The following is a 12,334-nucleotide window of genomic DNA, read 5'->3' as shown; positions in this document are numbered from 1 at the left end:
GCCGCAACGCCGAAAGTTTACCACTTTGCCAAGCGCCAGTGTCAATTTGGATGCATTGCGCAGAAATGTCGGGCGTGGAAACGATCTTGTGTCCCTGAACACTCCGCAGAGGGCTAGGCTGGGCATCACGCCTCTGCGCAGAGCCAGCAGCCGATGGCGGCCGACCCCATAGCAAGACATCCTCATGCTGTGCGCTGTCCGTTAGCGCAGGGTCATAACCGGCATGCACCAGCAAAAAGTCTTCATTATTCAGGCGAACGCGATAGCCATGCGGCAAGGCGGCAAGCCAGTCGAGATGGGCCTCTGGAACATGTGCTGAAAGCGTCTGCATCAACCGGCGTTGCGTCATTTCGGCGGCATCTTGTGCAGTCAGCGCAAGCCCGTAAGACCGCAAGGTTTCAAACCCACCAAGATCAAGCCAGCCCAGATTTTGCTTGGGCGCTGCAAAAAACGACAACATCATGCGCTCATGGTTGCCCAGAATCGATTGAACGGGTTGGGTGTGCTGTACACCGGTCAGATAATCGAGCACGCCCGCACTATCCGGACCGCGATCAATCACATCCCCCAGCAAAACAATCGCCGGCGCGTCGGGAAAGCCTGCCGCGTCTTGTTCGATCTGCGCAAGAAGATCCAGCAAGAGCGATTTGCAGCCGTGAACATCGCCTACAGCGTAAATCGGCCCTTTGTGCGGATCGAGCGGCAGAATGCGGCTGGTGTCTTTGATGGCGGGGGCCGCCCTCATCCGACTTAACAGGCGCGACAACCCGATCACGGCGCTTTACCAGAAAATGTTATGGTGCCCGTCCGTTTTTCGACCGCGGCACTCTGTGGTGCGGGCTGTGGCGCGGGATTTACAAAAGGCGCGTCTGCGACCGGATTGCGCGCTTTGCGCTGCCCCAGTCCAAGGCCAATAATGATTAAGAAAAGATACACGTTTGCCGGAATCTCAAGGCTGAAGTCGCCCAAGGAATGCACCGCCCCCAGTACCAAAACGCCAAGCCCAGCCACCGCAAGACCTGAAAACCCCCGAGGCGACAGCATCTGGCGCCAAAGCACCACGGCGGCCACTGTCAACAGCAGCGGCGGGATTGAGCCGACGACAACCCCGAATTCAGCCCAAAGCATCAAATAGCTGTTATGGGCCAAATCAAAGGTACCAACCCCAAGCAGTGGCGGGGCACGAAACGCCTCAAACGCAAAGCCGAAGCTATCCATCCCGAACCCTGAAAAAGGCCGCGCCCCGATCATACCAAGTGTCTGCTCATAAAGCGTTAGACGCACTTGCCCTTCCGAGCTGGCAAACAAAAACCGTGTCATGACCCCTTCACCGCCGGCCAGAACCGTAACCACCAGCCCGGCGATGACCAGAAGAATGAGCAATTCAACCGCCAGTCGAAGTGTTGGCACGCCTGCACGGCGTCGTACCAAAAGTACCGTTGCGATCATCGCAACCACGGTCGACGCCAGCCCCAAGCGCGATTGGGTGGCCAAAAGGGCCGCGAGCTGGACGAAAATGCCAAGCAAAATGAAACCACCCGCAAAGCCCAGCTTATTCAAGGCGTTTTGTTTTCGCGATGAACGCAGGCGGGACTGATCATCTCTTTCGACCAATATGCCAATCCCCAAGATGACGCCAAATCCCAGAAATGTTGCAAGCGAGTTGCGGTTGATGAAGGTGCCGGTGGCAACGCCTTCATAAGCCTCTTTAGGGCCTAGAAACGAAAAATCATGTAGGAGCTTTAGGGCCACAACGGCCCAAATCGCCTGCAACACCACACCGACAAAGACGAGCGTTGCCAATCGCAGCACCCGTTTGCCACGGGTCGCAACTTCGAGAACCAACCCCAGAAGCAGGATGTACCCAATGAACCGCAGGACGCCGGACATCGCAATCTCTGGTTCAACCGAAATTCTAGTGCCGACCAGATCACCCAATCCGTCGCGCATTCCCAAAAGGCCGCTCGGCAACAAAGCCTGCAAGGGCCCCAACGGTATGGTTTGTACCAGCGCCCAAATCGGCAGCACGAATGCCAGCAAAAATGCCGCACGAAACCGCAAAAAGCGAGGCCGGTGACTCCGCTCTAGTCGCCCAGTGCGCCAGACATGATACATAGCTAAAAACGCAAATATCATTGTCCAAAGCAGCCACCAACTTGACCTGTTCGAAGCCAAAGGTAGAGAGGTGAGCGGCACCAATACGGCCAAGATCAAAGCAAGCCTGTCATGCGCGCGATTTAAGGGGTGACGTTGGATGTCCATGATGAACCCTTAACCAGAGCTTGCAGCTGTTTGGCGGACCAAACGGATAAATCTTGATTGCTCGGCTGGCGTAAAACCGCCCAATGCGTCCTGAATGATGGGGCGTAGTGCGCTGTGTTGCGCGTAGATTTTTACTACCTCACGCATCCCCCAGTTAGATTGGAGCGCGCGTGCAAAATCCGCCTGAGCAAGGCTTTGAATGTCTGGAGCCAAACCCTCGGTCGAGGTGCCAGCGGCGGTATCCGCAGAGGCGATTGCGGAAAGCCGCGTGACCAAAGGCCAAGGTTCATATGGAGCAGTCCTTTGCGCGACCGCAAGATCAGGCGCAGACAGCTTGGGCGCCATCAGCACGGCAAGCGCACGCGCACGCGCATTGGCGGGCGAGGTTTGAATGACTTGGTCCGCCAAATCTGCGCAACGCCCCCTTACGATTTCGGCCAATTCAGGTTGCGCCTTTAACGCCGGGGCCGAGAGTGTAAGCCTTGAACAATTGATTATAAGGTCGCGAAGCGTCCGCGCACTCGCTGCGGCAGCAGGCTTATAACTCGGGCTGGCAAAAGCTGCGATCTGGTCGTTCGTCGTTCCACGCAACAGAAAAACAACCCGATAGTCCTGAGCAAACAGACCTGCAGATGCCACAATTACTGCAGCACAAAAAAGTATAATCGAAACGCGTAGAATCATTCTTATCCCAATGCATGACATGATCGCATTTTGACTTACTTATTGTTCAAATCTTAAGTTAATTCAAAACAACATCTCGCCAAACCGGTGTCACTATGCCAAAAAATCGACTAAAAAAGACGCATACGCGCAAATTAAAGTGTAATACTCTTACAAGTCATTGCAGCATGATACTGTTTGCCGTATGAACATCAAGAGTAAATTCATTTTTTCGACAATCCACCTGACTTGCTCTATGAGGTAAACAATGAACAATCGGTCTTTGAGTTTTCTAAAATATTCCAGTGCAGCATTGATCCTCTGCGTTTCAACTGGCTTTGCAGCAGCGCAAGACGTGGCTGTTAACATTAGCACTGCGGATATTGCCGCCCTTGAAGCTGGCTGTAGCGCTGGTCCGGCATGTGACCTTGCTATCAAAGCTTTGGTTGCCAGACTGGCAGCTGCAAACCCAGGCGTGCCAATGAGCCGGATTGTGGGTTCTGTTGTCTCAGCGGTTTCTGCTGATTACAACGCGGGCAGAATTTCGCCTGCTGTAGCGCGGGAATTTTTCGCCTCCGCAACCAGAGAAGCCAGCGCTAGGGGCCTTACAACTTTGAGCCGTGCACTCACCGTAGCATCGGCCTCGATCGCCCGCGGCGATGCAATTAGCTTGGAAGCGGTTGCTGAAAGCGCTGCAAGCCCATCTTAATCAATCGCTCATTTCAGCGATTGCGTGAAAAGCTCGTTTAAGGGCATTTCCGAAATATATATTGCAGGCCTGTTTAATGTGTATTGTTCAGGCCTGTTTTACAAAGTTGTTTTTTAGACATTATAAAGACATTTCGGTCAAAATCGTTACCGATAATTTTAGATGGGCTGTATAGAGCAAAGCTATAACGCTGGCCCTCCGCCCCAATGACCTTCCAAGCCTAGACATTACGATTGCCGCAAGGGCGAAAGCTACTAAGACGGGCTTTGGTCGCCCCTTGCCACTCGGCGCCAATCCTTCAGCCGACAGATCATAATCTCTATCCATTCCCCCTGCTCTGCGCGTCAGCACATGCCCGCACTCAAATATGCAGGCATGTGCTTGGGCCGCCTTTGGTTGCGGCCCCTCTCGGCAAGTGCAGCGCTACCGCCCCTTTTCAGGCAGAATATGTTTGTCGCAGGATGTTTTTCTGGACTTTCCCCATAGTGTTTCGTGGCAGGTCTTCGACGATCACGATACGGCGGGGGTGCTTAAACCGTGCCAGATGCGGTGTGATTTCGGCCAGCAGCGTGGCGGGGTCCAGCGTGCTGCCGGTTTCCGGTACCACAGCAGCAATGGTTTCCTCGCCAAAATCGGCATTCGGCACGCCAAAAACAGCAGATTCGCGCACGCCCGGCAGCGCATCCAGCAAGACCTCGATCTCTTTGGGATAGATGTTATAGCCGCCTGAAATAATAAGATCTTTTTGGCGTCCAACAATCATCAAATAGCCATCGGGATCAATCTGCCCCAAATCACCTGTGATAAAAAAGCCGTTTTCGCGCAGCTCTTCGGCGGTCTTTTCGGGCATCCGCCAATAGCCGCCAAACACGTTGGGGCCGCGCACTTCGATCATCCCCGTCTCACCTTGTGCCATCTCGGCTCCGGTGTTCGGGTCGGTGATTTTGATTTCGGTTCCGGGCAGGGCAAAGCCGACAGTGCCGGGGCGGCGCTCTCCCACATAGGGGTTCGACGCGTTCATGTTGGTTTCGGTCATGCCGTAACGTTCCAGAATGCGGTGGCCGGTGCGGGCCTCAAACTGGGTGTGGGTATCGGCCAAAAGTGGCGCGCTGCCCGACACAAACAGGCGCATATGTGCGGCGGCCTCACGGGTAAAGCCGGGCTCGGCCAACAGCCGCGTGTAAAAGGTCGGCACGCCCATCAGCGTTGTGGCGCGTGGCAGATCAGCCAACAGGGCCGCAGCGTTAAAGCCCGCGTGGAAAATCATCGCGGCCCCCGAAAGGGCCACAACATTCACCGCAACAAACAGCCCATGTGTGTGGAAAATTGGCAAGGCATGCAGCAAAACGTCCTTGTCGGTGAACTGCCACAAATCGGTCAGCGCGGTGGCGTTAGACAGCAGGTTTGCATGGCTGAGCATCGCGCCCTTGGACCGACCCGTCGTGCCCGATGTATACAAAATCGCTGCCAGATCGGTTGGCGCACACTCCACCACAGCATGGGTTTCAGGCGCGGCAGCGGCGGCGTCAAACAGGCTGCCTTTGCCATCGGCGTTCAGCGTCAGCAGGGCCGCGCCGTTCAAAATACCCGTCATCGCCGCAGCATCCTTGCCACCGCAAATCACCAAGCGCGGCTCGGCGTCGCCCAGAAAATACGACAGCTCACTAGTAGTATAGGCGGTGTTCAACGGCAACAGCACCAAGCCGCTGCGCAGACAGGCCGCATAAACCGCCAGTGCCATCGGTGACTTGGCAACCTGCAACGCCACACGGTCGCCTTTGACCAGCCCAAGCCCCGTAAACACATTTGCAAGCTGGGCAGACAGCGTGACAAACGCGCCATAACTCAGCGTGCTCCCGTCCTCTAGCATCATAAAGGGCGCGGTGCTGCCGGTGTGGCGGCCAAAAAGGGGATCGAACAGAGTGTTGCTCATGTGTCAGCCTTGCTTGTCTGGATAGGGGCGGATTTAAGAAGGGTGCCGATCGCACGCGATGTAGCGACAGTGCCTATTGTCGTAAACCCTTCGATGTTACGGTCAATTTTCGCTGGGTCATAGAGGTAGTTGACCATCGCGCCATAGGACCCGCGCTGCCCGTTTTCAGAACTGTCGCCATGCGGGTGGACCTCTTGCACAATGGCACCATTGCCCAGATGAAACCGCGCCACCGGATTGACAGGGTCGCCCTTGGGCCGTTTTTCATTGACCAGATAATGCGCGATATAGCGGCGCAGCACAGCCGCACCCTTGCTGTCGGTCTGCGCCAATGCCGCGCGCAATGTCTGCGCCTCGGCCTCGGGCAGCGTTTCCAACTGGCCATCAAGCCACGCACGATACCCGGGGATAGGCGACAGGGTCACAAAGGTTTTCACCTGCGGCTGGCTGATCGATAAATCCTCGACCACATGTTTTATCAACGCATTGCCAAAGGAAATCCCCCGCAAGCCCGCCTGACAGTTCGAAATGGAGTAAAACACCGCCGTATCCATCTGGTGGGCGGGGGCCGCCGCGCGATCCTCGGCCAGCACCGACTGGATATTGCCCGGAATGCCATTGGTTAGCGCCACCTCGACAAAAATTAGCGGCTCTTCGGGCATACAAGGGTGAAAATAGGCATAGCATTGGCGATCTTCCGGCACCAAACGCAGGCGCAACGCATCCCAACTGTCGATCGCATGCACGGCCTCATAAGCGATAATCTTTTCAAGGATATTGGCCGGACTGTTCCAGTTAATACGCCGCAAAACCAAAAAGCCGGGGTTGAACCATGACCCAAACAAATGTGCAAAATCGAGATCGATGCGTGCCAAGGTAGGCTCGGCGCGTATTGCCTCAAACAGATCGCAGCGCATGGCCACCAGATCGGCGGTCGCCCCCGGAATACGGTTCAGCCGGCGCAAGACCTCTTGGCGGCGCGGTTCGGCCTGCGTTATCAACGCCGCCAAATCCTGCGCCGAGCGGGTCTCGCTATAGCGCTGCGCGAGGTCAACAACGGTTTTGGGCTCGATATCAAAATCATCGGCCAAACGGCGAAAGAAATCGGCCCGCTGCGCGGTATCCAAGCCACGGTATTTCTGCAAAATCGCCCGCGCCACCTTAATCGCCGACACATCGCCGATGTCGGACAACAAAACTTCGCACAGCTCTTCAATCGGGCGCGTATCGCGGGCCGTCGATGCCTGCTGCGCCCGGTTGGTGATCGTCGCCAAAAGATCCGTCAGAAAGCTGGACTGTAACATCGGGACCACCCCTATTTGTTCAAGATTAAACCGCACATTTGGCGCGGCTGGTTGAGATTACCTATACAGATTTCAAACCCCAAAGCAATAAAAAATCGATATTACACGTTATATCAAAAAATTATCGGCAAACAAAACGGCTATATAAGGCCTGCGCCTGATACGGCTGCAAGGCACCCGCCTTGCTTTACAAATAAGTAATTATTCAAACGCCAAGCCTTAGGGTAAATCAAACCATTCGTCTCATGAAGGCTATTGGCCATGAATTCTGGCAACCAAACTCCCTCCGCCACCTCTGACACGCAACAATCCCCCAAGCGCCCCGCGATCGCATTGTCCCTTGCAGCGTTAGGTGTTGTTTATGGCGATATCGGCACCAGCCCACTTTATGCATTCAAGCAATGCTTTAGCAGTGAAATAGGCATCGCGCCAACGCTGCCCAATGTGCTGGGCGTATTGTCACTGATCGTATGGTCTCTGATTCTGGTCGTCTCGATCAAGTACCTTTGGTTCATCCTAAAGGCCGATAACAATGGCGAAGGAGGCATTATTGCGCTGGTCGCTTTGTTGAACCCTTGGAATGCGGCCAAAGGGTCACGGCGCAATGTTCTGATGGTCATGGGGTTGTTTGGCGCGGCGCTGTTGTTTGGCGATGGCACCATTACTCCGGCGATTTCGGTGCTCAGTGCGGTCGAAGGCCTTAAGGTGGAATCGTCCAGCTTTAACCATTTGGTTATCCCGATCACGGTGGCCATTCTGCTGATGCTGTTTGCCGTGCAAAACCACGGCACATCAAAAATAGGCGCATTATTTGGTCCGGTTATGCTGGTTTGGTTTTCGGTGCTAGCCATCATGGGGATTGGCGGCATTTTGCAATATCCCGGTGTTTTTGCCGCGTTTAACCCCGCCTATGGCATACGGCTTTTGCTGGGCAATGGTATGCTTGGCCTTATCATTCTGGGTACGGTGTTTTTGTCGGTGACGGGTGCCGAGGCGCTTTATGCCGATATGGGGCATTTCGGGCGTGATCCAATCCGGCTGGCATGGTTTTGCGTTGCCTTGCCTGCGCTGCTGCTAAACTACTTTGGCCAAGGGGCGACGGTACTGGCACACCCCGAAACCATCAGCCACCCGTTTTACGGCCTCGCCGCCGATTGGGCGCATTACCCGCTGGTTTTTCTGGCGACGATTGCAACAATCATTGCGTCACAAGCGGTGATTTCGGGGGTGTTTTCATTGACACGCCAAGCCATCCAATTGGGCCAACTTCCCCCTATTGAAATCATCCAGACCGACCGCGATCACATTGGCCAGATCTATATTCCCTTTATCAACTGGGCCTTGATGATCGCGACCATTGGGCTGGTCATCACCTTTCGCAGCTCGGACAATCTGGCATCGGCCTATGGGCTTGCGGTGTCTGCCGATATGGTGGTTACCACCATCCTTGCCTATTTCGTCGCCCGCCGCTTTGGCTGGAATAAGTTTGGGGCCGGCAGCTTGGCCATCATCTTCCTTATCAGCGATTTGGCCTATTTTCTCGCCAACTTGCTGAAATTCTTTGACGGTGGCTGGTATCCGGTTTTGGTTGCATCGATGATCTTTGCCATTATGGCGATCTGGCGCAAAGGCGTTATCAGCCTCGGCAAACTGACCACCCAAAACCGAGAGCCGCTCACCGAGTTCTTTGCGCGCCTAAAAACAAATCCGCCGCTCCGGTTTCCGGGTACAGCTGTCTATCTTACCATCACATTGGATAAGACACCGCAGCTTTTGCTGAAAGAATTGCGCCACGCCCCCGCCCTGCATGAACGCATCATTTTGGTCACCGTAAAGACCGAAGACGTGCCGCGCGTGCCCAGCGCCGAACGCGCCGAAATCATCGCGTTGGAGCAAGGCTTTCACCGCGTCATCCTGCATTACGGGTACATGCAAACACCCAACCTGCCAGTCGCGTTGAGGTTTTGCGAGGTTCTGGGTCTGGAAATTGATCCCGAAACAACAACCTTTTACGTTGGCCGCGATACGCTTATTGTCACCCCCCGCAAGTCGATCTTTAAAAACATCCGCAACAGTATCTTTGCATTCTTATGGCGAAACTCGGCGCGCGTTGCGACAACGTACAAGCTTCCGCCTGATCAGGTCGTCTCATTGGGTCGGCAGATCAAGATCTAACAGCGGGGGCGTTGTAACGCATCGCACTCGCTTTCACGTCTTGTCCGCATGGCGCGACTATGCGCTATTGCGGCCAAAGACGGCGGCAGGCGAAAGGCCAAGGTGAATGCTAAGCTTACAAGGCATCAAGAAAAATAGCACCGCGCTGATCGTGGCAACAGCGCTTTTGATGGAAAACATCGACTCGACGGTTCTGTCGACAGCCCTGCCCCAAATCGCCAAGGATTTTGGCACAGACCCGATCCACCTTAAGCTGGCGCTTACATCATACTTGCTATCGCTTGCCGTATTTATTCCGGCGTCCGGCTGGGCAGCGGATCGCTTTGGCGCGCGGCGGGTCTTTCGCTTGGCGATTGCGGTGTTCGCCCTCAGCTCTATTGCCTGCGCTTTATCGACATCGATGCTGTCTCTTATCCTTGCGCGTGTTGTCCAAGGGATTGGCGGCGCGATGATGGTGCCGGTCGCACGGCTGATCGTGCTGCGATCGGTGCCAAAGGCGGGGTTTGTAAACGCCATGGCGTGGCTAACGGTGCCCGCGCTGATAGGCCCTGTGCTTGGCCCGCCTTTGGGCGGATTTATCACCACCTATTTCGACTGGCGCTGGATTTTCTGGATCAACGTGCCGATTGCAGTGCTTGGTTTAGCGCTGGTCACACGGTTCATTCCAAAGCTGCCGCCGATACCGGTTGCGAAATTTGATGCGCTTGGCTTTTGGCTGGTTGGCCCGGGCTTGGCGCTGTTTCTATCGGGCGTCACCATCGCGGGGCTTGGGCTGGCGCCTATCCCAATACTGGTGGTGATGATCGGGGTGGGGGCTGCATTGACGGCGGGCTATGTCCGCCACGCCCTGCGGGTTCCGGCACCGTTGGTTGATCTGCGCCTGCTGCGCTTTGCAACCTTTCGGATCAGCACCGTGGGCGGCATCTTTTTCCGGCTTGGCAGCGGCGCATTGCCGTTTTTGCTGCCGTTGATGTTTCAAATCGGCTTTGGCCTTAGCGCGTTTCAATCGGGGATGATGACCTTTGCCTCGGGGCTTGGCGCGATTACAATGAAATTCATCGCACAGCCCATCTTGCGCCGCTATGGCTTTCGCAAGGTTCTGTCCGTCAACGCTGTCTTTGCCTCAGCGCTGTTATTCGCACCCGCTTGGTTCAGCCCGCAAACCCCCTACCTGATCATGGTCGCGACCCTGTTTACCGGTGGCATCTGCCGGTCCCTGCAATTCACCAGCATCAACGCGATGGCCTATTCCGAGATTGACACCAAACAAATGTCGAGCGCGACCAGCTTTAACTCTGTCATGCAGCAGCTTATCGCATCCGTCGGCATCACTGTGGCCGCCTTTGGCCTAGAGGCGATGCAGCATTTTTATGGCGGCACCTCTATTGATCTGGCACATTTCCCGCCAGTATTCGCAATGCTGGCATTGCTCTCACTCAGCTCGGCTTTGTGGTTTATGCGCCTCACGTCAAGCTCGGGGAAAGAGCTTTTAGAACACAACAAATAGCGCGCGGGCGGAGGGGTTTCAGGCCCCCTGCCGCTTGCTATAGGTCGGGTAAAGTGGTGGCAGGCGCTGTGTCGGCAGGGGTGCTGCACGCTGGCCAATCAGACGGTCCGCCGCACGGACATCTTGGGCAAAGGTCTTGGCATCCCAAGGGGCAGCATCATCGCCCGCAAACACTTGGGCCTCTAGCGCGGCCCAGCTTTTGCCCAGCTCAGGCAATCCTTGCATCACCTCGCTTTGCGATATGGCCAAACCCGCAGCAGACATCCGCAACCACGCCAAACCCGCCCCATAGGCCGCTTTTGCATCCCCATCCGCACAAGCCCGCGCAACCTGTGCCAGCGCCGCCTTGCGTTGCGACTGAACATCAGGCCGCAGCGGTGCCCCACGTTTGCGCCGTGAAACGGTCGCAACACCAGCCGCAGCCACCGCAGCAAAAATCGCGCCGATCCACCAAATGGCATCGTTCGGCGCTGTCGGTAATTTCACAACGGCGCCCCCCTCGGCGGGTGCCACTTTAGGCGTTGCTGTCTGCATGGAAACGGAGGCCGGTACGGGTGCTCCCCCTTCAACCGTCAACACTTCTGCGGGTAAGGTCGCTGTGCGCTGAGTTTCAGCGCCTGTGTCAAACCACGAGACCTGCACCTCGGGCAACGTGATCTCGCCCCCCGATAGCGGCACCACCGAATAGGTGAAATCGCGTACGGCGGCCGTGCCCTCGGGCGTATCAACCGACCCCGCGTTCGAGCCTTCAAGATAGATCTTTGCACCGGTCACCTGTGGCACCGCCAAATCCGGCAGCTGCACTTGTGCCGCCCCAAGCGCCTGAATGCGGACATGCCGCGTCACCGCCTCGCCCACACGGAAATGCGGGGACTTGGGGTCCCATTCCGCAGTGATCTGCACATTTTTTGCCGGCAAGAACCAGTCATTCGCAGTCCCCGTGCTCGCCTTTACCTCAAGCGTCAGCGGCGCAGTGCGCACGGCCACATCACGGCCCGGGTTGAACATCTGATCAAACGGCGACCCAACACCACCAAAGGGCGAGCGACCAAAAAAACTGTCAAACGGGCTCTGGCGCGTGGTTTGCGCCGAAGGGTCATCTTCGCTGCCCCGTAATGTGAACGGCGCAACCGTCACAGCGCCACTCTTTTGCGGACGCAAAAGGTAATCGCGTTCAATCACGGTCACCGGCTTGCCACCCACCGTTGCTTGGCTGGTTTTATCCGTACCGCGTTGTTCCAAAATATAGTCGGCGCTTTCGGGTACGCCAATTTGGCCACCGCGAAACCCCTGCCCTGCTGTGATCCGCACGGTCAGCGGAATTTCTTGCTGAACATAGTGACTGCCCGCCTCAACCGTGGCCTCGATGCGGGTTGTCGTTGCGGTTTTCTGATCTTTTGGCAGCGCGCTTTGGTCAACCACATCCAGTGCTAACGCGGTACTGCTGGCCTGTCCGGCAGTCAGCACAGGAATGGTCAGATGCCCTTTGCTGCGCGGCGCAAGGGTGATGATCCATTCCACCGTATCTGTGCGCGCCCCATTGATAATCTGGGTTTGCGTCGATTTTGACGTGCCGAGAAGATCATAATCGGTGTTCAGCGCCGACACATCCGGCGGTGCCGTCAACCTGTTCGGGTCCGCCGAAAGGACCAGCTGAAAGCTGTCACCAAGCCCGATTTTATCGGCACTGATCCGTGCAACCAGCCCATCGGCAAAGCTGGCCGTGGTCGAAAGCAAAAGCGCAAGGGCGGCAAGAGCGGCACGGTTTGTCATGGTCATCT

9 protein-coding genes are annotated in these 12,334 nt (G+C 56.0%); 3 read left to right on the top strand and 6 right to left on the bottom strand.

The window, feature by feature from the left end:
- From ACEN2J_RS14305 to ACEN2J_RS14295, 3 genes are all read right to left on the bottom strand, one after another.
- A partial coding sequence (locus ACEN2J_RS14305) for a metallophosphoesterase (RefSeq protein ID WP_442106780.1) occupies nt 1-745 on the bottom strand: 745 nt, incomplete at its 3' end.
- A 26-nt stretch (nt 746-771) separates the two neighbouring features.
- Complete coding sequence (locus ACEN2J_RS14300) at nt 772-1,950, bottom strand: O-antigen ligase family protein (RefSeq protein ID WP_442106779.1); 1,179 nt, start codon at nt 1,948-1,950, stop codon at nt 772-774.
- 321 nt (nt 1,951-2,271) lie between these two features.
- Entirely contained in the window at nt 2,272-2,670 is a 399-nt protein-coding gene (locus ACEN2J_RS14295) for a hypothetical protein (protein WP_442106778.1), read from the bottom strand.
- A gap of 523 nt (nt 2,671-3,193) precedes the next feature.
- Between ACEN2J_RS14295 and ACEN2J_RS14290 the strand changes: the two genes are divergently transcribed.
- The gene (locus ACEN2J_RS14290; protein WP_442106777.1) at nt 3,194-3,634 is read left to right on the top strand and encodes a hypothetical protein; all 441 of its coding nucleotides are present in this window, start codon (nt 3,194-3,196) and stop codon (nt 3,632-3,634) included.
- Nucleotides 3,635-4,070: 436 nt separating this feature from the next.
- Here ACEN2J_RS14290 and ACEN2J_RS14285 read toward each other — a convergent pair whose 3' ends face one another.
- Nucleotides 4,071-5,567, bottom strand: coding sequence for a malonate--CoA ligase (locus tag ACEN2J_RS14285; RefSeq protein ID WP_442106776.1), 1,497 nt, complete (start codon nt 5,565-5,567; stop codon nt 4,071-4,073).
- The gene (locus tag ACEN2J_RS14280) at nt 5,564-6,871 is read right to left on the bottom strand and encodes a malonyl-CoA decarboxylase (RefSeq protein WP_442106775.1); all 1,308 of its coding nucleotides are present in this window, start codon (nt 6,869-6,871) and stop codon (nt 5,564-5,566) included. Before ACEN2J_RS14280 ends, ACEN2J_RS14285 begins: the two co-directional genes overlap by 4 nt.
- 261 nt (nt 6,872-7,132) lie before the next feature.
- Between ACEN2J_RS14280 and ACEN2J_RS14275 the strand changes: the two genes are divergently transcribed.
- Complete coding sequence (locus tag ACEN2J_RS14275; RefSeq protein ID WP_442106774.1) at nt 7,133-9,046, top strand: potassium transporter Kup; 1,914 nt, start codon at nt 7,133-7,135, stop codon at nt 9,044-9,046.
- Nucleotides 9,047-9,152: 106 nt separating this feature from the next.
- Complete coding sequence (locus tag ACEN2J_RS14270) at nt 9,153-10,553, top strand: MFS transporter (RefSeq protein ID WP_442106773.1); 1,401 nt, start codon at nt 9,153-9,155, stop codon at nt 10,551-10,553.
- 18 nt (nt 10,554-10,571) lie between these two features.
- Here ACEN2J_RS14270 and ACEN2J_RS14265 read toward each other — a convergent pair whose 3' ends face one another.
- Nucleotides 10,572-12,326, bottom strand: coding sequence for a BatD family protein (locus ACEN2J_RS14265; protein WP_442106772.1), 1,755 nt, complete (start codon nt 12,324-12,326; stop codon nt 10,572-10,574).
- Between the last annotated feature and the right edge of the window lie 8 nt (nt 12,327-12,334).

The organism is Pseudorhodobacter sp. W20_MBD10_FR17 (genome assembly GCF_052119765.1).
Lineage (GTDB): Bacteria > Pseudomonadota > Alphaproteobacteria > Rhodobacterales > Rhodobacteraceae > Pseudorhodobacter.
This window is presented reverse-complemented; position numbering and strand designations above follow the sequence as displayed.